The organism is Citrobacter sp. RHBSTW-00887, from assembly GCF_013728095.1.
In the GTDB taxonomy this organism is placed as follows: Bacteria; Pseudomonadota; Gammaproteobacteria; order Enterobacterales; family Enterobacteriaceae; genus Citrobacter; species Citrobacter braakii.
In genome coordinates this window covers 2,220,684-2,243,244 of record NZ_CP056267.1, presented here as the reverse complement: position 1 = coordinate 2,243,244, position 22,561 = coordinate 2,220,684, and the positions used below count along the sequence as shown (strand labels likewise).

Genomic DNA, 22,561 nt, shown 5'->3' with positions numbered 1-22,561 from the left:
CTTGTTCCACTTTGCAAAAAACGCCGTCCACGATAAGCCACGAGGTGCGAGATGAGTGCGACAGCATCGACTGCAACCCAGCTTAAACCTCTCGAGTGGTTAAACCGCCTGCGCGCGAATCCCAGAATTCCTCTGATTGTGGCGGGAGCCGCTGCCGTCGCGATCATCGTGGCGATGGTCCTGTGGGCCAAAGCGCCTGACTACCGCACGCTGTTCAGCAATCTTTCCGATCAGGATGGTGGCGCGATCGTCACCCAACTGACGCAGATGAACGTTCCCTACCGTTTTACTGAGGGAAGCGGCGCCATTGAAGTTCCTGCCGATAAAGTCCACGAACTGCGTTTACGTCTGGCGCAGCAAGGTCTGCCCAAAGGCGGCGCGGTGGGTTTTGAACTGCTGGATCAGGAAAAATTTGGTATCAGCCAGTTTAGCGAGCAGGTCAACTACCAGCGCGCGCTGGAAGGTGAATTAGCCCGTACGATTGAAACGTTGGGACCGGTAAAACGCGCCCGCGTGCATCTGGCTATGCCGAAACCGTCGCTGTTTGTGCGTGAGCAAAAAGCGCCTTCAGCCTCCGTCACCGTCAACCTGGAGCCGGGTCGCGCGCTGGATGAAGGTCAGATCAGTGCGGTCACGCATCTGGTTTCCAGCGCTGTTGCAGGCTTGCCGCCGGGCAACGTTACGCTGGTCGACCAGGCGGGACATCTGTTAACCCAGTCAAATACCAGTAGCCGCGATCTTAACGATGCGCAGCTGAAATACGCCAGCGACGTCGAAGGCCGCGTTCAGCGTCGTATCGAATCAATTCTGTCGCCGATTGTCGGCAACGGTAACGTACATGCGCAGGTCACCGCGCAGCTGGATTTTGCCAACAAAGAGCAAACCGAAGAACAGTACCGTCCAAACGGTGATGAGTCCCAGGCCGTGCTGCGTTCTCGTCAGTTGAACGTCAGTGAGCAGGTCGGTAGCGGAGCACCAGGCGGCGTCCCGGGCGCGTTGTCAAATCAGCCCGCTCCGGCAAATACTGCGCCAATCGCCAACCCACCCGCTAATCAGCAAAACGCGCAAAATACGCAAAACGCACAGACGGCGAATAACAGTAATAATGCCGGCCCGCGCAATACTCAGCGCAATGAAACCAGCAACTATGAAGTTGACCGCACCATTCGCCATACCAAAATGAACGTTGGCGATGTGCAGCGTCTTTCGGTGGCTGTTGTGGTCAACTACAAAACGTTACCAGACGGCAAACCGTTGCCGTTAACCGCCGAGCAGATGAAACAGATTGAGGATCTAACCCGCGAAGCGATGGGATTCTCCGATAAACGTGGCGATACCCTGAACGTGGTGAACTCTCCCTTCACGGCGACCGACGATTCCATGGGCGAGCTACCGTTCTGGAAACAGCCGTTCTTTATTGATCAGTTAATGTCCGCAGGTCGTTGGTTGCTGGTTCTGTTGGTGGCGTGGATCCTGTGGCGGAAAGCCGTTCGTCCGCAGTTGGTCCGTCGCAGCGAAGAAGCGAAAGCCGTACAAGAACAAACGCGTGTCCGTCAGGAAACCGAAGAAGCGGTAGAAGTTCGCCTCAGCAAAGACGAACAAACTCAGCAGCGTCGTACTAATCAGCGTCTGGGAGCAGAAGTCATGAGTCAGCGTATTCGTGAAATGTCAGATAACGATCCGCGCGTCGTGGCGCTGGTCATTCGCCAGTGGATGAGTAACGATCATGAGTAATCTTACCGGTACCGATAAAAGCGTCATCCTGCTGATGACCATTGGCGAAGATCGCGCGGCGGAGGTGTTTAAGCACCTTTCCACGCGCGAAGTTCAGGCGCTCAGTACGGCGATGGCCAACGTTCGCCAGATTTCCAACAAGCAGTTGACGGAAGTGCTGGCCGAATTTGAACAAGAAGCCGAACAGTTTGCCGCGCTGAATATCAACGCCAACGAATATTTGCGCTCCGTGCTGGTGAAAGCGCTGGGCGAAGAACGTGCCTCCAGTCTGCTGGAAGATATTCTGGAAACCCGCGATACCACCAGCGGCATTGAAACGCTTAACTTTATGGAGCCGCAAAGCGCCGCCGACCTTATCCGCGACGAGCATCCGCAGATTATCGCCACCATTCTGGTGCACCTCAAGCGGGGCCAGGCTGCCGATATTCTGGCACTGTTCGACGAGCGTTTACGTCACGACGTGATGCTGCGTATCGCCACCTTTGGCGGCGTACAGCCTGCCGCGCTGGCAGAACTGACCGAGGTACTCAACGGCCTGCTCGATGGCCAGAACCTCAAGCGCAGCAAAATGGGCGGCGTGAGAACGGCGGCAGAAATTATCAACCTGATGAAAACCCAGCAGGAAGAAGCGGTTATTACCGCCGTACGCGAATTCGACGGCGAGCTGGCGCAGAAAATTATCGACGAGATGTTCCTGTTCGAGAACCTGGTGGATGTCGACGATCGCAGTATCCAGCGCCTGCTGCAGGAAGTGGATTCCGAATCGTTGCTGATTGCCCTGAAAGGTGCCGAACAGCCGCTGCGCGAGAAGTTCCTGCGCAACATGTCGCAACGTGCTGCCGATATTCTGCGCGACGACCTCGCCAACCGCGGTCCGGTGCGTTTGTCGCAGGTGGAAAACGAACAGAAAGCCATTCTGCTTATTGTGCGTCGTCTGGCGGAAACCGGCGAGATGGTGATAGGCAGCGGCGAGGATACCTATGTCTAACGAACTGCCGTGGAAAGTCTGGACCCCGGACGACCTCGCCCCACCGATGGCGGAGTTCGTCCTGGCTGACCACAGCGAAACCCCGCTGTCAGAAGAAACAGAAGAACCAGAGCTTTCCGCAGAGCAACAGCTTGAACAGCAGCTCGCACAGCTGCAACTGCAGGCCCATGAGCAAGGTTATAACGCGGGTCTGGCGGAAGGTCGACAAAAAGGCCACGAACAAGGTTATCAGGAAGGCCTGAGTCAGGGGCTGGAGCAAGGCCAGAACCAGGCGCGCGCTCAGCATGCGCCGATCCACGCCCGCATGCAGCAACTGGTGAGCGAGTTTCAGAATACGCTGGACGCACTGGACAGCGTCATTGCCTCGCGTCTGATGCAAATGGCGCTGGAAGCTGCGCGTCAGGTTATAGGTCAGACGCCTATTGTGGATAACGCTGCGCTGATTAAACAAATCCAACAGCTGTTACAGCAAGAACCGCTGTTTAGCGGTAAACCGCAGCTACGCGTACATCCGGACGATCTCCAGCGTGTAGAAGAAATGCTCGGTGCGACCCTCAGCCTGCACGGCTGGCGGCTGCGCGGCGATCCGACGCTGCATCACGGCGGCTGTAAAGTCTCAGCCGATGAAGGCGATCTGGATGCCAGCGTCGCCACGCGCTGGCAAGAACTCTGCCGTCTGGCAGCGCCGGGAGTCGTGTAATGACCACTCGCCTGACTCGCTGGCTCAACACGCTGGACAGCTTCGAAGAGAAAATGTCGCTGCTGCCTGCGGTGCGCCGTTACGGTCGCCTGACCCGCGCCACTGGGCTGGTGCTGGAGGCCACGGGATTACAGTTGCCGCTGGGCGCCACCTGCGTTATTGAACGCCAGGACGGCAACGAAACCCAGGAGGTCGAAAGTGAAGTCGTGGGCTTTAACGGTCAGCGTCTGTTTCTGATGCCCCTCGAAGAGGTTGAAGGCGTTCTGCCCGGCGCACGCGTGTACGCAAAAAACATTGCCGGAGAAGGTCTGCAAAGCGGGAAGCAATTACCGCTTGGCCCTGCATTGCTGGGTCGTGTGCTTGACGGTAGCGGAAAACCGCTCGACGGTCTGCCCGCCCCGGATACCACCGAAACCGGGGCGCTGATTACGCCGCCGTTTAACCCGCTACAACGCACCGCGATTGAACACGTCCTGGATACCGGCGTACGTCCCATCAACGCGTTGTTAACCGTCGGTCGCGGTCAGCGTATGGGACTTTTCGCGGGCTCCGGTGTCGGTAAAAGCGTTCTGCTCGGCATGATGGCGCGCTATACCCAGGCCGATGTTATCGTCGTGGGTCTGATTGGCGAACGTGGTCGCGAAGTTAAAGATTTTATTGAAAATATTCTTGGTACCGACGGTCGTGCACGCTCGGTGGTGATTGCTGCTCCCGCAGATGTCTCGCCGCTGTTACGTATGCAAGGCGCGGCCTATGCCACGCGTATCGCCGAAGATTTTCGCGATCGTGGACAGCACGTATTGCTGATTATGGATTCCCTCACCCGCTACGCGATGGCGCAACGTGAGATCGCCCTGGCGATTGGGGAACCGCCGGCAACGAAAGGTTATCCCCCCTCAGTATTCGCCAAATTACCGGCACTGGTCGAACGTGCCGGGAACGGTATTCACGGCGGCGGTTCCGTTACCGCGTTTTACACGGTACTGACCGAAGGTGACGACCAGCAGGACCCCATTGCGGATTCCGCGCGCGCGATTCTGGACGGCCACATTGTGCTGTCCCGTCATCTGGCCGAAGCGGGTCACTATCCGGCCATCGATATTGAAGCCTCGATCAGCCGCGCCATGACCGCGCTTATTAGTGAACAACACTATGCGCGGGTACGTAACTTTAAACAGCTGCTATCCAGCTTCCAGCGCAACCGCGATCTGGTCAGCGTGGGGGCGTATGCCAAAGGCAGCGATCCCATGCTGGATAAAGCCATCGCCCTATGGCCACAGCTGGAAGCATTCTTACAGCAAGGCATTTTTGAACGGGCGGACTGGGAAGATTCTCTGCACGCGTTAGAACTGATTTTCCCTGGTGTGTGAGTAAGCAGGAGAGCATAGGTCATGGCACAACATGGTGCATTAGCCACACTGAAAGACCTGGCTGAAAAAGAGGTAGATGACGCCGCTGTCTTATTGGGAGAGATGCGTCGTGGCTGTCAGCAGGCGGAAGAGCAGTTGAAAATGCTGATCGATTATCAGCATGAGTACCGCAACAATCTGAACAGTGACATGGGTCAGGGGATTACCAGTAATCGCTGGATCAATTACCAACAATTTATTCAGACGCTGGAAAAAGCGATTGAGCAACACCGCCAACAGCTCAATCAGTGGACGCAGAAAGTAGACCAGGCATTGAACAGTTGGCGCGACAAAAAACAACGTTTACAGGCGTGGCAGACTCTGCAGGACAGACAAACCTCGGCGGCGTTACTGGCCGAAAACCGCCTGGATCAGAAAAAAATGGATGAATTTGCTCAGCGCGCAGCTATGAGGAAACCCGAATGATTACTTTACCCCAACTGATTACCACCGACACCGACGTAGCCGCAGGTCTTCAGTCAGGCAAAGCGGTTGATTCACCCGAGGATTTTTTAGCGCTGCTGGCGGGTGCATTAGGTGCGGACAACGCGCAGGGTAAAGACGCCCCGCTGTCGTTTGCCGACTTACAGGCGGCCGGTAGCAAACTGCAAAAAGGGTTACTGCAAAAAAATGGCGATTCAGCACCGTCGCTCAAGTTGACCGAACTACTGGCGCAAAAAGAGATGCACACTGATGCTTCTCTTGTCGACATGACAGACGCTCAGCAACTTTTGTCTGCCCTCACGCCCTCACTGAAAGTTAATGCCCTGACGACACTGGGCAAAGTCGCTCAGCAGGATGAAAAAAACACCGCACTGAGCGATGAGGATCTCGCCAACCTGAGCGCATTGTTCGCCATGCTGCCAGGACAACCGCAGGCCACACCGGCCGTCGACAGCGCGCCAGCCCCCGTTGATGCGACGCTTTCGGCGTTATCACGAGGCTCGGTACACAGCGCTATCGCCGATAATGCTGGCGAATTGCTGCCAGGTGATGCCAAAAAAGGCAAAGCGGATATTGCAACGCCTGCCAGCAGCGTAGATCAGACAAACAATCCGACATTAACCCCGTTGACGGCAGCGGCGACGACCAGAGCGGAAATTGAAAGCTCCCCTTCGCCGACCAGCATTGGCATGACGACAGCGCCGTTAAGTGGCCCGCAGTCCCACGCTCAACCGTTACCGACCGCCGCACCTGTGCTAAGCGCACCATTGGGTAGCCAGGAATGGCAGCAATCACTGAGCCAGCACGTCACTCTGTTTACTCGCCAGGGCCAGCAAAGCGCAGAACTGCGTCTGCATCCACAGGATCTGGGCCAGGTGCACATTTCCCTCAAGCTGGATGACAATCTCGCGCAGTTGCAAATGGTATCGCCACACAGTCACGTGCGCGCTGCGCTGGAAGCTGCGTTACCGATGCTGCGTACGCAGTTGGCTGAAAGCGGGATCCAGCTTGGGCAAAGCAGTATCAGTAGTGAAAGCTTTGCCGGTAATCAGCAGTCTTCCGGGCAGCAACAACAGGCGGGTCGCGCTCAGGGACAAGACATTTTTGCCGCTGAAGATGACGCCGTACTGGCAGCCCCAGCCTCACTGCAAGCCGCAGCACGCGGTGATGGAGCAGTAGACATCTTCGCCTAACGCCAGAGGTAGCATGATTATCCGCGTCTTTTCCACGCTTTGTCGTGGACAGGACACGGGATAATCAGCCCATAAGCTGTACCGAAACAGGAAGCCCGTATCTGATGACTGACTCCGCGATTAACAAAAAAAGTAAACGCGCTATTTGGATCCCTCTGCTGGTATTGATTACCCTCGCCGCCTGCGCAACTGCGGGTTATAGCTACTGGCGCATGCAGCAGCAGCCGTCCGCCAGCGTCAAAGCGGAACCGGCTCCACCGCCAGCCCCGGTATTCTTTGCGCTGGATACCTTTACCGTCAATCTGGGTGATGCGGACCGTGTACTGTATATCGGTATCACGCTGCGCATGAAAGACGAGGCAACGCGTTCACGTCTTAACGAATATCTGCCGGAAGTGCGCAGCCGCTTGCTGCTGCTGTTCTCTCGTCAGAACGCGGCTACGCTCGCCACCGAAGAAGGTAAGCAACAGCTCATTGCCGCCATCAAAGAGACGCTCGCGACTCCGCTCGTTGTTGGGCAACCCAAACAGGTTGTCACCGACGTTCTTTATACAGCTTTTATTCTGCGGTAAAGACATGGGCGACAGTATTCTTTCTCAGGCTGAAATCGACGCATTGCTTAATGGCGATAGCGAAACTAAAGACGAACCCATTTCCGGTATCGCAAAAGAAAGCGATATTCGTCCTTACGATCCCAACACCCAGCGCCGCGTGGTACGTGAGCGTTTACAGGCGCTGGAGATCATTAACGAACGCTTCGCGCGCCAGTTCCGTATGGGGTTATTTAACCTGTTGCGCCGTAGCCCGGATATTACCGTGGGTGCGATCCGTATCCAGCCATACCACGAGTTTGCGCGCAACTTACCGGTTCCGACCAACCTGAACTTAATCCACCTGAAGCCGCTGCGCGGTACGGGTCTGGTGGTGTTCTCACCGAGTCTGGTATTTATCGCCGTCGATAACCTGTTCGGCGGTGATGGCCGCTTCCCGACGAAAGTGGAAGGCCGTGAATTTACCCATACCGAACAGCGCGTTATCAACCGCATGCTGAAGCTGGCGCTGGAAAGCTACAGCGACGCGTGGAAGGCCATCAATCCGCTGGAAGTGGAATACGTTCGTTCCGAGATGCAGGTGAAATTTACCAATATCACCACGTCTCCTAACGACATCGTGGTCAATACCCCATTCCACGTTGAAATTGGCAACCTGACCGGTGAATTTAACATCTGTCTGCCATTCAGCATGATTGAACCGTTGCGTGAGCTGCTGGTGAACCCGCCGCTGGAAAACTCACGTAATGAAGATCAGAACTGGCGCAATAATCTGGTGCGTCAGGTTCAGCATTCTGAGCTGGAGTTGGTGGCAAACTTTGCTGACATTCCGCTGCGGCTATCCCAGATTTTAAAACTGAAACCCGGCGATGTACTGCCGATTGAAAAACCCGACCGCATTATTGCTCATGTGGACGGCGTGCCTGTACTGACCAGCCAGTATGGCACGGTGAACGGTCAGTATGCGTTACGCGTAGAACATCTGATAAACCCGATTTTGAATTCGCTGAATGAGGAACAGCCCAAATGAGTGATATGAATAATCCGTCCGATGAGAACACTGGTGCATTGGACGATCTGTGGGCTGACGCGTTAAACGAGCAAAAAACCACGCCCACCAAAAGTGCGGCCGATGCGGTATTCCAGCAGTTAGGTGGCGGCGACGTCAGCGGTGCCTTGCAGGACATCGACCTGATCATGGACATTCCGGTCAAACTGACCGTCGAATTGGGCCGAACCCGCATGACCATCAAAGAGCTGCTGCGTCTGACGCAGGGTTCGGTCGTCGCGTTGGATGGTCTGGCGGGCGAGCCGCTGGATATCCTGATCAACGGTTACCTGATTGCCCAGGGTGAAGTGGTGGTTGTCGCAGACAAATACGGAGTACGTATCACCGACATTATTACCCCATCTGAACGCATGCGCCGTCTGAGCCGTTAATCATGAATACCCAGGCTACAGTTTCTCAGCCAGCCGCCGTACCCGGCTCACCGCTGGTTCAGGTAAGCGGCGCGCTGCTTGGGATCATCGTATTGATCCTGGCTGCAGCCTGGGTGATTAAGCGTATGGGGTTTGCCCCCAAAAGCGCCGGTACGCGCGGACTGAAAGTTGCGGCAAGTACCTCACTGGGTCCACGTGAGCGCGTGGTGATTGTTGAGGTTGAAGATGCGCGCCTGGTACTGGGCGTCACGGCCTCGCAAATTAACGTGTTGCACACCCTGCCCCCGGCGCCTGCTGATGCAGAAGAAAAACCGGCCTCCCCCGCGGATTTCCAGGCCATGATGAAGAGTTTGCTTAAGCGTCCCGGGAGATCCTGATGCGCCGTTTGTTATCCATCACGCTGGCAGGCTTATGGCTTTTCAGCCCAGTAGCCCTCGCCCAGCTCCCGGGTCTGGTTAGCCAGCCGCTGCCTGGCGGCGGACAAAGCTGGTCTTTACCCGTGCAAACGCTGGTGTTTATCACCTCGCTGACGTTCCTGCCCGCCATTTTATTGATGATGACCAGCTTCACCCGCATCATCATCGTTTTCGGTCTGTTACGAAATGCGCTGGGAACCCCTTCGGCCCCCCCGAACCAGGTGCTACTGGGCCTGGCGCTATTTTTGACCTTTTTCATCATGTCGCCGGTAATCGACAAAATCTACGTCGACGCATATCAGCCGTTCAGCGAAGAGAAAATCTCTATGCAGGAAGCCATGGAGAAAGGCGCACAGCCGCTGCGCGAGTTTATGTTGCGCCAGACCCGTGAAGCCGATCTGGCACTCTTCGCGCGCTTAGCAAACAGCGGTCCCCTACAGGGTCCAGAAGCCGTACCGATGCGGATTTTGCTTCCAGCCTATGTCACCAGCGAGCTGAAAACGGCATTCCAGATAGGCTTTACCATTTTTATTCCGTTTCTGATTATCGACCTGGTCATCGCCAGCGTGCTGATGGCGCTCGGGATGATGATGGTCCCCCCGGCCACGATCGCGCTACCGTTCAAGCTGATGCTGTTTGTGTTGGTAGACGGTTGGCAATTGCTTGTCGGCTCGCTAGCTCAAAGCTTTTACAGTTAGAGGCGCGAAATGACACCTGAATCGGTCATGATGATGGGCACAGAGGCGATGAAAGTCGCCCTGGCCCTTGCCGCACCTTTGCTGTTGGTCGCCCTCGTCACAGGTCTTATCATCAGTATTTTGCAGGCGGCGACCCAGATAAACGAAATGACGCTGCCCTTCATTCCCAAAATTGTCGCGGTTTTTATTGCCATCATTGTTGCCGGCCCGTGGATGCTTAACCTGCTGCTCGACTACGTACGTACGCTGTTCAGCAATATCCCCTACATCATCGGGTAGATGACATTATGCTGCAGGTGACCAGCGTTGAGTGGCTCCACTGGCTGAATCTTTACTTCTGGCCTTTGCTGCGCATCCTGGCGCTCATCTCAACGGCTCCAATTCTCAGCGAGCGCGCGATCCCCAAACGAGTAAAACTGGGGCTGGGGTTAATGATAACCGTCGTTATCGCTCCGTCGATTCCCCCGGTAGACGTCCCTATCTTTTCTATCGTGGCGCTATGGCAGGCAATGCAACAAATCCTGATCGGCATCGCTCTGGGCTTCACTATGCAGTTTGCGTTCGCGGCAGTACGTACCGCCGGGGAATTAATTGGTCTGCAAATGGGTCTCTCCTTCGCAACCTTCTTTGATCCCGGCAGCCGTCTGAATATGCCGGTACTGGCGAGACTGATCGACATGCTCGCCATGCTGTTATTCCTGACTTTTAACGGCCATTTGTGGCTTATTTCGCTGTTGGTGGATACATTTCATACCTTGCCAATCGGCAGCAATCCGGTGAACAGCAATGCGTTTCTCGCGCTGGCGCGGGCGGGTAGCCTGATTTTCCTCAACGGGCTAATGTTGGCCCTGCCGATAATGACGCTGCTACTCACCCTAAACCTCGCACTCGGTCTGTTGAATCGCATGGCTCCTCAGCTGTCGATTTTCGTCATCGGTTTTCCACTCACCCTCGCCGTGGGTATTTCATTAATGGCGGCCCTGATGCCATTAATTGCGCCATTCTGCGAGCGATTATTCAGCGAAATTTTTAATTTGTTGGCTGATATTGTCAGCGAAATGCCCGGAAAATAATAACCCTTAATTTTTATCCTGTTTTACTAAGGATTGTCCTAAATTTAAAAAGCGACAACATCCACCAGGATATCTCTGTCGCGGTTTATTTATTATTGACTCACTCACATAACGCAACATTTACTTTACTTTAAGATGTTTCCTGGCAAATTATACGCAACTTTACGGGATAGTAATTTCGCCTGAAAAACAGCGAAAGCGTCATCTTGGGTCGTTATTATTCCGTTTAGTTGTGATGAAAATAATCAGGTAAGGGGAATTATCGTTACGCATTGAGTGAGGGTATGCCATGTCAACGATTATTATGGATTTGTGCAGTTACACCCGGCTAGGGTTGACCGGATATCTGGTAAGTCGGGGGGTGAAGAAAAGGGAAATCAACAACATTTCCAACGTTGAGGAGCTCAGTCTCGCCTGTGTCTCTCAACAGCCCGCTGTGGTGTTTATTAATGAGGACTGCTTTATCCACGATCCTGCTAATAGCCAGCAAATAAAGCAAATCATTAATCAGCATCCCGGCACATTATTTATTGTGTTTATGGCAATTGCCAACGTGCATTTTGATGAGTATCTATTAGTCAGAAAAAATTTATTGATTAGTTCTAAGTCGATTAAACCAGATTCACTGGATGAACTCCTTGGCGATATTCTGAAAAAAGAAGTAGATTTTGTCATTGATGTGAATCTACCGACATTATCATTGAGCCGTACCGAGTCCAGCATGCTACGCATGTGGATGGAGGGTCAGGGAACAATACAGATATCCGACCAAATGAATATCAAGGCCAAGACCGTGTCATCCCATAAGGGGAATATAAAACGAAAGATAAAGACGCATAATAAGCAAGTTATCTATCACGTTGTGAGACTCACCGATAACGTTACCAATGGTATCTTTGTGAATACGCGCTAACACGTTCTGACTGGTGGCGAATCCACCAGTCAGGATCATGCAGCAAAACTCACCTTATTCTACTTTTTCCACGAAGATACCATCCTGATGACCTGTTTCATTAAAGAACCAGATACCGAGCGGGTAGTCTTCCAGCGAAACCAGGTACATGGTGCCTTCACTAAACTCTTCGATAGCCAGTACCACGCCCGGTCGACGAGGACCGCCGTCCGTTTTGACTGTGACCCGATCATTCACCTTCATAGTTTTCCTCCTGTGGCTTTGTGCCAGTGTAGAACAATTTCCTTTTTCTGGCAGCGCCCGCCTCGCGCGATTGCGGGTTTTATCGACGGTCTATACTTAAGTTGTGCGTATCTGATGTTTGGATGCGCTCCCCCGGTATCCTTAACGGTTGAGAGGTATGAGGATGAAAACCGCGAAAGAGTACAGCGATACGGCCAAACGTGAAGTCAGCGTCGATGTGGACGCGCTACTGAAGGCAATCAACGAAATCTGCGAGAGTGAAATTCATCGCAGTCAGGATGACCCGGAACGCGTCAGCGTCGACGGACGTGATTACCACACGTGGCATGAACTGGCCGACGCGTTCGAGCTTGATATCCATGATTTTAGCGTGTCGGAGATCAATCGCTGACTGAGGGCGAAAAAAATCCCGGCCCTTATCGGGTCGGGATCAAGCTTGCTTATGCAAGAAGCACTTGAAAATTCGTTACACCAGGAAATCTGATGTGAAACAAACCTTATCTGCAATTTTTTTGCCTGACAAGTAAATAATTCTCACTAAAATGATAAATATAACTAATGATTGAAAGATCACCCGGTTACGCGCACCCCAGGTGTTCAGGCATCCTGGCAGAGCTTTCTTCGCTCGCCCGGCACCAGTTCATCTTCACGGAATGCTTCCCGTTTGACGCCAAAGCCGTCGTACCAGCGACACTCCACCATTCCGCTGGCATACCCGGTAACGATCATGCGTGGGCCACCCTCTTTGGAGGTGACTTCCTCACTGACAGAAAAGACCATACCTGCCTCCTGTATCAAGAGAAACCTTTACACCTTAGACGACAAAGAAGGGTTTTGCGTAATCAACCCTGCGACAATTAGTGCGAAACTCCGCGCACTCTGGCGACGGTTTTCACCAGCAGCACCACTATTGCGCCAATGATAAATCCGAGCACCAGATTCAGCAGGGTCGGAAGCATCAGCGCAATCAATGCACTTTGCTGTTGGGCAAAATGTTCAATCGCATGATGCAGCGGTGTTATTCCGTGCACCACAATTCCGCCGCCAACCAAAAACATCGCCAGCGTGCCGACCACGGAAAGTGTTTTCATAAGCCAGGGGGCAACAACCAGCAATCCTTTACCCAGCGACTGGGCCAGCGTACTGCGCTTTTCAGCCAACCAGTATCCGATATCATCGAGCTTAACGATAATCCCGACCAGGCCGTAGACTCCCACAGTCACCACTAACGCGATGCCAGATAACACCAACACCTGATTCAACAATGGCGCATCCGCTACGATCCCCAGTGTAATCGCGACAATCTCAGCAGATAAAATAAAGTCGGTTCGTATCGCCCCTTTGATTTTATCTTTCTCAAAGGTGAGTGGATCCTGCGCTGCCAAAGATGTCAGACGCTGCTGACGCTCTTCCGGGGTTTCTTTGTGCTTACGCGCTTCCAGGGTATGGAGAACTTTTTCTACACCTTCAAAACAGAGGAACGCCCCGCCTACCATTAATAAGGGGGTGATCGCCCAAGGAATGAAGGCGCTTATCAATAGCGCCAACGGCACAAGGATAACTTTGTTAACAAACGATCCTTTCGCGACGCTCCAGACCACCGGGAGTTCGCGGTTCGCCCGCACACCCGACACCTGCTGCGCGTTAAGCGACAGATCATCGCCCAGCACACCCGCGGTTTTTTTCGCGGCCAGTTTTCCCATGACAGAGATATCATCCAGTAAGGTGGCGATATCATCGAGTAAGGTCAATAAGCTACTTCCTGCCAAAATTTTTACCCTCAATATTATTTTTTTGCAGTCATAAGTATGAAGTAAAACACGCAATGCTGAAACTGACCTTTCTGGTCAACAAATTTTTAACATCGGCACGTAATTATAAATCTCGCCAGCAAGATAGTTTTGACGTTTACTATGTTGCACCTTTTTATTTCCACCGTGAGGGATTATGCGTTTCAGGCAATTGCTACCGCTTTTCAGTGCGCTTTTCGCGCTGTACATCATTTGGGGTTCCACGTACTTCGTTATTCGCATTGGCGTTGAAAGCTGGCCGCCGTTGATGATGGCTGGCGTTCGTTTTCTCTCTGCGGGGATTTTATTAACAGCATTCTTACTTATCCGCGGACATAAGCTGCCGCCTCTGCGCGTGCTCCTGAACGCCGCGTTAATTGGTATCCTGCTGCTGGCTGTCGGTAACGGACTGGTCACCGTCGCAGAACATCAAAACGTGCCTTCCGGTATTGCCGCCGTGGTGGTCGCCACCGTTCCGCTGTTTACGCTGTGTTTTAGCCACTTTTTTGGCATCAAAACGCGCAAACTTGAATGGATGGGGATCGCAATTGGACTCGCGGGGATCATCATGCTGAACAGCGGTGGTAATTTGAGTGGTAATCCATGGGGAGCAATTTTAATCCTGATAGGTTCGATAAGCTGGGCGTTTGGCTCAGTGTACGGCTCGCGCATAACGTTACCCGTTGGCATGATGGCCGGAGCCATTGAAATGTTAGCCGCCGGTATTGTGCTGATGTGCGCCTCGCTGATTTCCGGGGAAAAGTTGACCACTATGCCGACGTTTTCAGGCTTTATGGCGGTCGCCTATCTGGCCGTGTTTGGTTCTATTATTGCCATCAACGCGTACATGTACTTGATCCGCAACGTCAGCCCGGCATTAGCCACTAGCTATGCCTACGTTAATCCGGTTGTCGCCGTACTGTTAGGTACCGGCCTGGGAGGAGAAAGTCTGGCGCCCATCGAATGGCTGGCGCTTGGCGTGATTGTATTTGCGGTGGTACTGGTCACACTCGGTAAATACTTATTTCCCATTAAAGCGGACGCCGTTGCAACCCCGTCGGAAAAGACGTTACAGTAAATGGATACCGAGGGTGTCGATCTGCGCACTGTCGCCACCGCCGCAGATCCACTCGATGACGCGTTCGGACAACGCGTCATCCCCCAGCTTTTCGCGCCCACGCAGGGCGCACTCCCAGACAATCAGTACGCGCCAGCCCAGAGCCTGCAATTTTTCACAATCCCGCGCGTCACGCTGAACATTTTTGCCTATTTTTTCCAGCCAGAACGCTGTTCGTGTGGCGGGGACTTTGAATAGATAGCAGTTGTGATGATGCCAGAAACAGCCGTGGGTAAAAATCACACAACGATAATCATCCACCACGAAATCGGGACGACCGGGTAACGTCGCATCCTGCACGCGGAACGTTACCCCCTGCTCTGTCAGTACGCTGGCAAGGCGTTTTTCAATTGCGGTATCGCGGGTTGCTATCGCCCGCATATTTTTACTGCGCGTCGCTTTATCGTGAACGTCTGCCATGCAGTTTCTCTTTCTCGCGAATAGCAACCGCCTGTTTGATTTTTGGCTCCAGCAGTCTGGCTACGGCCGCAAATGCCGGGACGACCACCGAATTACCAAACTGACGATAAGCCTGTGTGTCCGACACCGGGATCCTGAACTGATAGCCCTGAGGTGATTCAAATCCCATCAGGCGCGCGCACTCTCTGGGCGTCAGCCTGCGCGGACGGTATCGCTGATTGTGCGGATCATCAAAATCCTTTTCACCCAGCGCCATATCCCAACCGCGGTCGATCAAGATCTCCGCCCCATCTTTATAGTAACGCGCCGATAATGTGCGCGTTACGCAATCGGGATTGCCGGGATACACCATGCCATAACCAAATCCATTGCCCCGCGCCTGATGCTTTTTCGCATAACGATACAGATATTTCCACAGCACCGGCGTGAGCACATATTTTGCGTCGACGGTCGGCTCAAGTAGCTCCGCCAGCGTCGTACGCCGCTGAGGATAGCGGGAGACAATATCGCGCAACGTGAAGTCTGATTTCAGATTCAGATCGCGGCGAAAGCCGACGAGCACAATACGTTCGCGATGCTGGGGCAAAAAATGTTGCCCATCGATAATTTTCGGATCGTCCGGCCCGTTATCGTGTGCATCAGCCACGTCATAACCCAGCTCATCCAGCGTTTGCATAATGATGCGGAACGTTTTCCCCTGATCGTGACTCTTCAGGTTTTTGACGTTTTCGAGCACAAATATTGCCGGCCGACGTGCATCAATGATGCGCACCACGTCAAAAAAAAGTGTGCCTTGCGTATCGCAGGCGAAGCCATGAGCCCGCCCTAACGCGTTTTTCTTTGATACACCGGCCAGAGAGAATGGCTGACAAGGAAATCCCGCCAGCAGCACGTCATGCTGCGGAACATGCTGGCGGATATGTTCCGCCGCCTGCTGGTCACTCACCCCCTCATGATGACTGAGGGTGATATCGCGAATATCTTCATTAAAATGGTGCTGGTGAGGATCGCAGTAGTGATTCGCTTTGTAGGTGCGCACCGCATGCTTGTTCCACTCACTGGTAAACACGCACTGCCCGCCAATCGCCTCAAAGCCGCGACGAATGCCGCCAATACCGGCAAAAAGATCGATAAAGCGAAAAGCATAATGTGGATGATGCGCAGGCGGCCTCGGCAGCAAGTCGTTCAGATGAGCCAACTCACCGTCGCTGAGGCGATGCCACGTTTCATTGGCAACCACTCGCTTGAAGATGGCCGGACTCCAGCGGTTCTCGCCAACACCATTCAGATGAGCAACCAGCGTTTTCACGTCATATATTTCAAGCAACTTAGCCAAAATCACCTGTGCGGCGGCCTCGTTATCATCTGTCATCGGGTTCATGGAACCTGCTACTGAATAATTATCCTGCATACATTTAACCGGCCGAAATGGATAGCTGACAGGTTAACATAATTTAGCGCGGTTGACGTTGCGGCTGTACTGGCGACTAACGCAACTTAAAGGGTTGAATCGCGTCAAGATCCAGCATTTCATATTCTCCTTTTAACTCCGCACTCAGCTTCGCCATGTACGTCAGTAAGAAGTCAGCATTATGTTGCGCCAAATGCCGACCGTGTTCAGTTTGCATCGTCAGCGGCAGCGTCAACAATTTAGTCTGGAAGTGATCGAGTGCGTACTGTTTATCATCAAGGCTACGCTGTCGGGCAAACGGATCTTCCGCATCAAACAGCGCCACGCCTAACGCGCCGGACACGGCAAATACCCGTGCTAAACCAATTGCGCCCAACGCCTCAAGCCGGTCAGCATCCTGCACGATTTTGGCTTCAAGGGTTTTTGGTACGATTTTGGCGCTGAAACTGTGCGCCTCAATAGCATGGCACACGGCAGGTAATCGTTGTTGTGGGAAATCAGGGAAATCACGCTTCAAAACGCGACGCGTTTCCTGGGCTGCCAGTACCGACGAACGATGACGATCGGGATGGTTCTTCGGCAAACTGACGAGATCGTGGAAGTAGCACGCCGTCAGCACCACCAGCCAGTCTACGGTCACATCCATGCTCAACTTTTGTGATGTCATCCAGACGCGACGAAAATGAAAGATGTCATGGGCAGCGTCGTGCCCGGAATGATTGTCACGTAACCAGGCTTCAAATTTCGACTGCCAGCACTGTAGTTCCATACTCTCGCTCTTCGCAGAAAGAAAACCACCTTAGCAACAATTCTCATGTCAGACTACCGTCGACGCTTTTTTATCATCAATACATATTACTCACTCAATAAGTATCACTATAATGGATATATAAATTCATTATTTAAAACAAGCAGATCAATTATAATCCCGCATGCAAAATAAATAACAAATATCAATAATATACATTTAACAAGATAGAATAAAAGAAATCATAACTATATGATAAAAAATACATTTATATGGATAATATTAATTCAAACGTCATGCAATTTTAATTATATAAAAGCAACAATGAAATATTTTGAAATATCTTAAATACATTTGTTACATGTTATATTTAAAATTAAATGAACTTCATAGATAGTATTCAAATGTAGTCTTTCAGATAGCGCCACATATTCATTTTAATTATTATATAAAGGGAATACATAATGAAAAGAAAAGTACTGGCATTGCTTCTCCCTGCCTTATTCGCTGCAAGCGCAGCAAATGCGGCTGAAATTTATAATAAGAACGGCAATAAAATTGATTTTTACGGCAAGATGGTAGGCGAACGCATCTGGTCGAATACGGATAGCAGTAACAGTGAAAATGCTGACACCTCTTACGCCCGTTTTGGGGTGAAAGGTGAAACCCAGATCAGCAACGAGTTGACAGGTTTTGGTCAGTTTGAACACAACCTCGACGCCAGCAATGCGGAAGGATCTCAGGGGCAAAAAACCCGTCTGGCCTTCGCGGGCCTGAAATATGCGGATTACGGCTCATTTGATTATGGTCGTAACTATGGCGTAGCCTACGATGCGGCAGCCTACACCGATATGCTGGTTGAATGGGGTGGCGATTCCTGGTCTGCGACGGATAATTTCATGACCGGTCGTACCAACGGCGTGGCGACCTACCGCAACACAGACTTCTTCGGCATGGTTGAGGGTCTTAATTTCGCGCTGCAGTACCAGGGCAAAAATGACGATCACGCTGCCACTAAAGCAAATGGCGACGGCTACAGCATGTCGGTGGACTATAACGTGGATGGCTTTGGTGTCGTCGCTGTGTATGGTAAATCCGACCGTGCGGACAAACAATCCATTGATGGCTATGGCAGCAACGCTGAAGTCTGGTCCCTGGCAGCAAAATATGACGCTAACAGCGTTTATGCGGCAGCAATGTATGGCGAAACGCGTAATATGACCAGAACCGGAACCGATCGCGGTTTTGCAAACAAAACGCAAAACGTTGAAGCAGTCGTTCAATATCAGTTCGACTTTGGTCTGCGTCCATCCCTGGGTTACGTTTACTCGCAGGGTAAAGACCTGGCCGGCGGTGTTAACGCTGACCGCGTGAATTACGTCGAACTCGGCACCTGGTACTACTTCAATAAAAATATGAACGTCTACACAGCGTATAAATTTAACCTGCTGGATAAAGAAGACGGCGCAATTACTGGCAACGCAGTTGATGATCAGTTTGCCATGGGTATTGTGTACCAGTTCTAATCTCCACAAACTCAAAAGCCCGCGCTGCGGGCTTTTTTTTGTTCAACGAAGAGTATTTTTTACCACACGGGCATTACAACGATAAACTTGTGAGGATACTCAAAGAAAAAGACATCCATGAGAACTGTCGTTGAAAGCAAGGCGTGCAAGTGCTTGAATAGTGGCGGAGAGAGGGGGATTTGAACCCCCGGTAGAGTTACCCCTACTCCGGTTTTCGAGACCGGTCCATTCAGCCGCTCTGGCATCTCTCCGTTTTGGCGGTTGCCATGATGCCAGGTAATTTGGCATTTTAACAGACCCAGTTCCGTCAATTTCGTTCAAGTGACGAGTTTGCGAGCAAAACGATGATTAAGTGGCCCTGGAAAGAACAAGAAGCAACCCGGAGTGACGATTGGCCATGGGACGACGCCCTGGCTATTCCCCTTTTGGTGAATCTCACCGAGCAAGAACAAGCCAGACTTATTGCCCTGGCCGAGCGCTTTTTACAACAAAAAAGATTAGTCGCTCTTCAGGGGTTTGAGCTGGACCCGCTAAAAAGTGCGCGCATTGCTCTGCTATTCTGTTTACCTGTTCTGGAAATGGGGATTGAGTGGCTCGACGGGTTTCATGAAGTTCTCATCTACCCTGCCCCATTTGTCGTAGACGATGAATGGGAAGACGATATTGGGCTGGTGCATAATCAACGCGTGGTACAGTCCGGGCAGAGTTGGCAACAAGGCCCGATAATCCTCAACTGGCTTGATATTCAGGATTCCTTTGATGCCTCCGGCTTTAATCTGATCATCCATGAAGTGGCGCACAAGCTTGATATGCGTAATGGCGATCGTGCCAGCGGTATTCCGGCGATTCCCCTGCGCGATATCGCCGGTTGGGAACACGACCTGCATGCTGCAATGAACAATATTCAGGATGAGATCGATCTGGTTGGTGAAACTGCGTGCAGTATAGATGCCTACGCAGCGACCGATCCTGCTGAATGCTTTGCCGTGCTATCCGAGTATTTTTTCAGTGCTCCTGAATTATTTGCTCCGCGTTTTCCTGCCTTATGGCAGCGTTTCATCCAGTTTTATCGCCAGAACCCCATGGAGCGGTTACGCGATACGCGGGGAGACGACGATTATCGCTCACCAAACACGCATTAACACTGAATTTGAAGATTAATTAACCAATTGAAATGACGCGCTAATTTTACTGTTGACACCTCATGATGAGGTCAGTAATATGCGCCTCGTTCACACGATTCCTCTGTAGTTCAGTCGGTAGAACGGCGGACTGTTAATCCGTATGTCACTGGTTCGAGTCCAGTCAGAGGAGCCAAACTCTTGTTTTCATGCTGCTTTGCGAATCCCTATGTGATTCAGATTCAATAGGTTAGCGTGGAAAGTCTTCCCGATGCATTTTCAGTTTACTCTCCGCATCGGGAGAATTTGGTGGTCAGATTTGGGGTCAAGTTGGTTCGATGACGGAGTGACCCCCAAATGTCTCTTAACGACTCAAAAATCCGCAGTTTAAAACCATCCGAAAAACCCTTCAAAGTATCCGACTCTCACGGTTTATACCTTTTGGTCAATCCAGGCGGTTCACGTCTCTGGTATCTCAAATATCGCATCAATAAAAAAGAATCCCGCCTCGGCTTAGGGGCCTATCCTGCAGTATCTTTGGCCGACGCTCGTCAGCAGCGTGATGGTATCCGTAAATTGCTGGCGCAGAATATCAATCCAGCTCAACAGCGCTCTGCTGAGAGAGCCACTGCCTCACCAGAGGAAACCTTCAAATCAGTGGCGCTAAGTTGGCATAAAAGCAACAGAGCATGGTCGGAGAGCCATGCAACCCGCCTGCTTGCCAGCATGAACAATCATATCTTCCCGATAATTGGACACCTGCCAGTCACAGAACTGAAAACCCGCCATTTCATCGACCTGCTGAAAGGAATTGAGAGAAAAGGTCTGCTGGAAGTGGCGGCACGCACCCGGCAGCATATGTGCAATATCATGCGCCATGCGGTGCATCAGGAGTTAATAGCGCATAATCCGGCGGCCAATCTGAACGGTATCATCGCCCCTCCCATTAAACGCCACTACCCTGCCCTTCCGCTGGAGAAACTGCCGGAACTGTTGACTCGCATTGAGGACTACAAGCAAGGGCGAGAATTAACCCGTTTGGCAGTATCACTTACTCTGCACCTTTTCATCCGATCCAGCGAGTTGCGCTTTGCCCGTTGGTCTGAAATTGATTTCAAAAACAAAATCTGGACCATTCCAGCCACCCGAGAAACCATACCCGATGTCCGCTATTCAGGGCGTGGCGCGAAAATGCGCACTCCACATATCGTACCCCTCTCCAGTCAATCCATCACTATTCTGAAACAGATACGGGAAATATCCGGGCATCAGGTGTTGGTATTCCCCGGCGATCACAATCCGTATAAACCTATGTGTGAAAACACGGTCAACAAGGCGCTACGCCTGATGGGCTATGACACAAAAGATGAAATCTGCGGCCACGGGTTTCGGGCAATGGCCTGTAGTGCCCTGATGGAGTCTGGCCTATGGCCACAGGATGCGGTTGAACGGCAGATGAGTCACCAGGAGCGTAACAGCGTTCGAGCGGCTTACATCCATAAAGCAGAATATCTCGATGCCCGTAAAGCGATGATGCAATGGTGGTCGGATTATCTGGATATGTGCCGGAAAGCGTATGCCCCACCTTATATTTGTGGGAAGGAAATCAGTTGCACAATGGGATGGACTGACCCCGCCCAAGTAGACGATCCTGCCCTATAGTTGGACTGACCCCGCCCCGGTAGACGATCCTGCCCTATAGTTGGACTGACCCCGCCCCGGTAGACGATCCTGCCCTATAGTTTGAGCATAGGAGGAGCGTATGGGTACACCACGATTTACACCTGAATTTAAGGAAGAAGCCGTCCGTCAGATAACGGAACGCGGTTATTCCGTCGCCGAAGTTTCTGACCGGCTGGGCGTTTCAGCACACAGTCTCTATAAGTGGTTACGGGCTATTAAACCCGATAACAGCGAGCAGCATGCCCGTGATTTACTGGAAGCGAAAAGCGAGATCCTGAAGCTCAGGGCCCAACTGAAGCGCACTGAGGAAGAACGGGACATACTGAAAAAGGCCGCGCGGTACTTTGCAAGGGAGCCCGACTGAAGTACCGCTTTATCAATGAGCACCGCACTGTATGGGGTGTCATGACGATGTGTCGGGTGTTGTGCGTTGCCCGGGCCGGGTTTTATGCGTGGCTGCACAACCCGGTCTCCGCGCGGGATAAAGATAACCAGCGTCTGCTGACGCTTATCCGTGACTCCTATTCACTGAGCGGAGGCGTATACGGTTACCGCCGGGTTCATGGCGACCTGAACGAAATCGGGGAAATCTGCGGTAAAAACCGGGTGTGCCGTATTATGCAACTGAACCGGATTAAAGCCGTGCGCGGCTATAAAGCTCCGCGTCGTATCGCTGGCAGACCTTCAGTGGTTGCGCCTAATCGTGTGCAGCGGCAGTTTACCGTTGTCCGGGCCAATCAGGTCTGGGTCACCGATATTACTTATAGTGTGCCCGGAGTTCAGGGCGGGCATGGATGCTTAAATGAACCGCGAGTCTGTCTGGAATATTGAACCGGTAACTCACGATGAGAAACCCAACAATCCCACCGGGTGTGACGGTGGAGAACCTGAGCGGCAGTGACCTGCGGCATGCCCGCAGGGTGATGTAACCCGCTGACAACGG

General features: G+C 52.3%; 25 protein-coding genes, 2 tRNA genes and 1 pseudogene. 21 read left to right on the top strand and 7 right to left on the bottom strand.

Features of this window, described 5'->3' with window-relative positions; genetic code table 11:
• Nucleotides 1-51: 51 nt before the first annotated feature.
• The 14 genes from fliF to rcsA all read left to right on the top strand — a co-directional run bounded on the left by fliF (nucleotide 52) and on the right by rcsA (nucleotide 11,559).
• On the top strand, nucleotides 52-1,734 hold the full coding sequence (gene fliF, locus HV314_RS10650; protein ID WP_047357996.1) for a flagellar basal-body MS-ring/collar protein FliF: 1,683 nt from the start codon (nucleotides 52-54) through the stop codon (nucleotides 1,732-1,734).
• The gene (gene fliG / locus HV314_RS10645; protein ID WP_016153488.1) at nucleotides 1,727-2,722 is read left to right on the top strand and encodes a flagellar motor switch protein FliG; all 996 of its coding nucleotides are present in this window, start codon (nucleotides 1,727-1,729) and stop codon (nucleotides 2,720-2,722) included. Before fliF ends, fliG begins: the two co-directional genes overlap by 8 nt.
• Nucleotides 2,715-3,422 (top strand): flagellar assembly protein FliH, encoded by a 708-nt coding sequence (fliH, locus tag HV314_RS10640; protein ID WP_046274966.1) that lies wholly within the window; start codon nucleotides 2,715-2,717, stop codon nucleotides 3,420-3,422. Before fliG ends, fliH begins: the two co-directional genes overlap by 8 nt.
• On the top strand, nucleotides 3,422-4,792 hold the full coding sequence (gene fliI, locus HV314_RS10635) for a flagellar protein export ATPase FliI (protein WP_016153490.1): 1,371 nt from the start codon (nucleotides 3,422-3,424) through the stop codon (nucleotides 4,790-4,792). Before fliH ends, fliI begins: the two co-directional genes overlap by 1 nt.
• A gap of 21 nt (nucleotides 4,793-4,813) precedes the next feature.
• Nucleotides 4,814-5,257: a flagellar export protein FliJ gene (gene fliJ, locus HV314_RS10630; RefSeq protein WP_016153491.1), complete on the top strand. Its 444-nt coding sequence runs from the start codon at nucleotides 4,814-4,816 to the stop codon at nucleotides 5,255-5,257.
• Nucleotides 5,254-6,468, top strand: coding sequence for a flagellar hook length control protein FliK (gene fliK / locus HV314_RS10625; RefSeq protein WP_181547986.1), 1,215 nt, complete (start codon nucleotides 5,254-5,256; stop codon nucleotides 6,466-6,468). Before fliJ ends, fliK begins: the two co-directional genes overlap by 4 nt.
• 104 nt (nucleotides 6,469-6,572) lie before the next feature.
• Nucleotides 6,573-7,040, top strand: coding sequence for a flagellar basal body-associated protein FliL (gene fliL, locus HV314_RS10620; protein ID WP_016153493.1), 468 nt, complete (start codon nucleotides 6,573-6,575; stop codon nucleotides 7,038-7,040).
• Nucleotides 7,041-7,044: 4 nt separating this feature from the next.
• Nucleotides 7,045-8,049, top strand: a complete 1,005-nt coding sequence (gene fliM / locus HV314_RS10615; RefSeq protein WP_003030434.1) for a flagellar motor switch protein FliM — start codon at nucleotides 7,045-7,047, stop codon at nucleotides 8,047-8,049.
• Entirely contained in the window at nucleotides 8,046-8,459 is a 414-nt protein-coding gene (gene fliN, locus HV314_RS10610) for a flagellar motor switch protein FliN (protein WP_003030433.1), read from the top strand. Before fliM ends, fliN begins: the two co-directional genes overlap by 4 nt.
• The gene (gene fliO, locus HV314_RS10605) at nucleotides 8,459-8,836 is read left to right on the top strand and encodes a flagellar biosynthetic protein FliO (protein WP_029139581.1); all 378 of its coding nucleotides are present in this window, start codon (nucleotides 8,459-8,461) and stop codon (nucleotides 8,834-8,836) included. The genes fliN and fliO overlap by 1 nt, the downstream gene beginning before the upstream one ends.
• The gene (gene fliP / locus HV314_RS10600) at nucleotides 8,836-9,573 is read left to right on the top strand and encodes a flagellar type III secretion system pore protein FliP (protein WP_006684053.1); all 738 of its coding nucleotides are present in this window, start codon (nucleotides 8,836-8,838) and stop codon (nucleotides 9,571-9,573) included. The genes fliO and fliP overlap by 1 nt, the downstream gene beginning before the upstream one ends.
• Before the next feature lie 9 nt (nucleotides 9,574-9,582).
• Nucleotides 9,583-9,852, top strand: coding sequence for a flagellar biosynthesis protein FliQ (gene fliQ / locus HV314_RS10595; protein WP_181547985.1), 270 nt, complete (start codon nucleotides 9,583-9,585; stop codon nucleotides 9,850-9,852).
• An 8-nt stretch (nucleotides 9,853-9,860) separates the two neighbouring features.
• The gene (fliR, locus tag HV314_RS10590) at nucleotides 9,861-10,646 is read left to right on the top strand and encodes a flagellar biosynthetic protein FliR (RefSeq protein ID WP_181547984.1); all 786 of its coding nucleotides are present in this window, start codon (nucleotides 9,861-9,863) and stop codon (nucleotides 10,644-10,646) included.
• A gap of 289 nt (nucleotides 10,647-10,935) precedes the next feature.
• Nucleotides 10,936-11,559 carry a transcriptional regulator RcsA gene (rcsA, locus tag HV314_RS10585; RefSeq protein WP_016153497.1) on the top strand — a complete coding sequence of 208 codons (624 nt, stop codon included), beginning with the start codon at nucleotides 10,936-10,938 and terminating at the stop codon, nucleotides 11,557-11,559.
• 54 nt (nucleotides 11,560-11,613) lie between these two features.
• Here rcsA and dsrB read toward each other — a convergent pair whose 3' ends face one another.
• Complete coding sequence (gene dsrB, locus HV314_RS10580; protein ID WP_016156846.1) at nucleotides 11,614-11,802, bottom strand: protein DsrB; 189 nt, start codon at nucleotides 11,800-11,802, stop codon at nucleotides 11,614-11,616.
• 163 nt (nucleotides 11,803-11,965) lie between these two features.
• Here dsrB and yodD point away from each other — a divergent pair, with 163 nt between their 5' ends.
• Entirely contained in the window at nucleotides 11,966-12,193 is a 228-nt protein-coding gene (gene yodD, locus HV314_RS10575; protein WP_003030417.1) for a YodD family peroxide/acid resistance protein, read from the top strand.
• A 206-nt stretch (nucleotides 12,194-12,399) separates the two neighbouring features.
• On the opposite strand, the gene HV314_RS10570 is transcribed toward yodD, so the two are convergent.
• Entirely contained in the window at nucleotides 12,400-12,582 is a 183-nt protein-coding gene (locus HV314_RS10570) for a YodC family protein (protein WP_016153498.1), read from the bottom strand.
• 77 nt (nucleotides 12,583-12,659) lie between these two features.
• Nucleotides 12,660-13,571: a DUF808 domain-containing protein gene (locus tag HV314_RS10565; protein WP_029139582.1), complete on the bottom strand. Its 912-nt coding sequence runs from the start codon at nucleotides 13,569-13,571 to the stop codon at nucleotides 12,660-12,662.
• A gap of 178 nt (nucleotides 13,572-13,749) precedes the next feature.
• Here HV314_RS10565 and yedA point away from each other — a divergent pair, with 178 nt between their 5' ends.
• Nucleotides 13,750-14,670, top strand: coding sequence for a drug/metabolite exporter YedA (gene yedA, locus HV314_RS10560; RefSeq protein ID WP_016156848.1), 921 nt, complete (start codon nucleotides 13,750-13,752; stop codon nucleotides 14,668-14,670).
• Here yedA and HV314_RS10555 read toward each other — a convergent pair.
• From HV314_RS10555 to HV314_RS10545, 3 genes are all read right to left on the bottom strand, one after another.
• Nucleotides 14,662-15,129 (bottom strand): very short patch repair endonuclease, encoded by a 468-nt coding sequence (locus HV314_RS10555; RefSeq protein WP_019077079.1) that lies wholly within the window; start codon nucleotides 15,127-15,129, stop codon nucleotides 14,662-14,664. The two genes, yedA and HV314_RS10555, sit on opposite strands and share 9 nt — an antisense overlap.
• On the bottom strand, nucleotides 15,110-16,540 hold the full coding sequence (locus tag HV314_RS10550; RefSeq protein WP_181547983.1) for a DNA cytosine methyltransferase: 1,431 nt from the start codon (nucleotides 16,538-16,540) through the stop codon (nucleotides 15,110-15,112). The genes HV314_RS10555 and HV314_RS10550 overlap by 20 nt, the downstream gene beginning before the upstream one ends.
• Nucleotides 16,541-16,616: 76 nt before the next feature.
• Complete coding sequence (locus tag HV314_RS10545; RefSeq protein WP_181547982.1) at nucleotides 16,617-17,309, bottom strand: phosphohydrolase; 693 nt, start codon at nucleotides 17,307-17,309, stop codon at nucleotides 16,617-16,619.
• Between the two features lie 443 nt (nucleotides 17,310-17,752).
• Between HV314_RS10545 and HV314_RS10540 the strand changes: the two genes are divergently transcribed.
• On the top strand, nucleotides 17,753-18,814 hold the full coding sequence (locus HV314_RS10540) for a porin (protein ID WP_094761573.1): 1,062 nt from the start codon (nucleotides 17,753-17,755) through the stop codon (nucleotides 18,812-18,814).
• Between the two features lie 161 nt (nucleotides 18,815-18,975).
• On the opposite strand, the gene HV314_RS10535 is transcribed toward HV314_RS10540, so the two are convergent.
• Nucleotides 18,976-19,065, bottom strand: a tRNA-Ser gene (locus tag HV314_RS10535).
• A 93-nt stretch (nucleotides 19,066-19,158) separates the two neighbouring features.
• Here HV314_RS10535 and mtfA point away from each other — a divergent pair.
• The 4 genes and pseudogenes from mtfA to HV314_RS10515 form a co-directional block, all read left to right on the top strand.
• Complete coding sequence (gene mtfA, locus HV314_RS10530) at nucleotides 19,159-19,956, top strand: DgsA anti-repressor MtfA (RefSeq protein ID WP_047357950.1); 798 nt, start codon at nucleotides 19,159-19,161, stop codon at nucleotides 19,954-19,956.
• Between the two features lie 99 nt (nucleotides 19,957-20,055).
• Nucleotides 20,056-20,131: transfer RNA gene (locus HV314_RS10525), tRNA-Asn, on the top strand.
• Between the two features lie 161 nt (nucleotides 20,132-20,292).
• Nucleotides 20,293-21,597 carry a tyrosine-type recombinase/integrase gene (locus tag HV314_RS10520; protein ID WP_181547981.1) on the top strand — a complete coding sequence of 435 codons (1,305 nt, stop codon included), beginning with the start codon at nucleotides 20,293-20,295 and terminating at the stop codon, nucleotides 21,595-21,597.
• Between the two features lie 100 nt (nucleotides 21,598-21,697).
• A pseudogene (locus tag HV314_RS10515) lies at nucleotides 21,698-22,383 on the top strand (IS3 family transposase); the annotation flags it as partial.
• Nucleotides 22,384-22,561: the final 178 nt, after the last annotated feature.

Excerpts from the sequence above, each read along its gene's own strand:
- fliG (WP_016153488.1), top strand. The coding sequence starts at position 1,727 with ATGAGTAATCTTACCGGTACCGATAAAAGCGTCATCCTGCTGATGACC.
- fliN (WP_003030433.1), top strand. The coding sequence starts at position 8,046 with ATGAGTGATATGAATAATCCGTCCGATGAGAACACTGGTGCATTGGAC.
- fliI (WP_016153490.1), top strand. The coding sequence starts at position 3,422 with ATGACCACTCGCCTGACTCGCTGGCTCAACACGCTGGACAGCTTCGAA.
- fliR (WP_181547984.1), top strand. The coding sequence starts at position 9,861 with ATGCTGCAGGTGACCAGCGTTGAGTGGCTCCACTGGCTGAATCTTTAC.
- HV314_RS10555 (WP_019077079.1), bottom strand. The coding sequence starts at position 15,129 with ATGGCAGACGTTCACGATAAAGCGACGCGCAGTAAAAATATGCGGGCG.
- fliJ (WP_016153491.1), top strand. The coding sequence starts at position 4,814 with ATGGCACAACATGGTGCATTAGCCACACTGAAAGACCTGGCTGAAAAA.
- HV314_RS10540 (WP_094761573.1), top strand. The coding sequence starts at position 17,753 with ATGAAAAGAAAAGTACTGGCATTGCTTCTCCCTGCCTTATTCGCTGCA.
- yedA (WP_016156848.1), top strand. The coding sequence starts at position 13,750 with ATGCGTTTCAGGCAATTGCTACCGCTTTTCAGTGCGCTTTTCGCGCTG.
- fliF (WP_047357996.1), top strand. The coding sequence starts at position 52 with ATGAGTGCGACAGCATCGACTGCAACCCAGCTTAAACCTCTCGAGTGG.
- fliM (WP_003030434.1), top strand. The coding sequence starts at position 7,045 with ATGGGCGACAGTATTCTTTCTCAGGCTGAAATCGACGCATTGCTTAAT.
- HV314_RS10550 (WP_181547983.1), bottom strand. The coding sequence starts at position 16,540 with ATGCAGGATAATTATTCAGTAGCAGGTTCCATGAACCCGATGACAGAT.
- HV314_RS10570 (WP_016153498.1), bottom strand. The coding sequence starts at position 12,582 with ATGGTCTTTTCTGTCAGTGAGGAAGTCACCTCCAAAGAGGGTGGCCCA.
- fliL (WP_016153493.1), top strand. The coding sequence starts at position 6,573 with ATGACTGACTCCGCGATTAACAAAAAAAGTAAACGCGCTATTTGGATC.
- yodD (WP_003030417.1), top strand. The coding sequence starts at position 11,966 with ATGAAAACCGCGAAAGAGTACAGCGATACGGCCAAACGTGAAGTCAGC.
- fliH (WP_046274966.1), top strand. The coding sequence starts at position 2,715 with ATGTCTAACGAACTGCCGTGGAAAGTCTGGACCCCGGACGACCTCGCC.
- dsrB (WP_016156846.1), bottom strand. The coding sequence starts at position 11,802 with ATGAAGGTGAATGATCGGGTCACAGTCAAAACGGACGGCGGTCCTCGT.
- fliK (WP_181547986.1), top strand. The coding sequence starts at position 5,254 with ATGATTACTTTACCCCAACTGATTACCACCGACACCGACGTAGCCGCA.
- HV314_RS10520 (WP_181547981.1), top strand. The coding sequence starts at position 20,293 with ATGTCTCTTAACGACTCAAAAATCCGCAGTTTAAAACCATCCGAAAAA.
- fliQ (WP_181547985.1), top strand. The coding sequence starts at position 9,583 with ATGACACCTGAATCGGTCATGATGATGGGCACAGAGGCGATGAAAGTC.
- fliP (WP_006684053.1), top strand. The coding sequence starts at position 8,836 with ATGCGCCGTTTGTTATCCATCACGCTGGCAGGCTTATGGCTTTTCAGC.
- rcsA (WP_016153497.1), top strand. The coding sequence starts at position 10,936 with ATGTCAACGATTATTATGGATTTGTGCAGTTACACCCGGCTAGGGTTG.
- HV314_RS10545 (WP_181547982.1), bottom strand. The coding sequence starts at position 17,309 with ATGGAACTACAGTGCTGGCAGTCGAAATTTGAAGCCTGGTTACGTGAC.
- mtfA (WP_047357950.1), top strand. The coding sequence starts at position 19,159 with ATGATTAAGTGGCCCTGGAAAGAACAAGAAGCAACCCGGAGTGACGAT.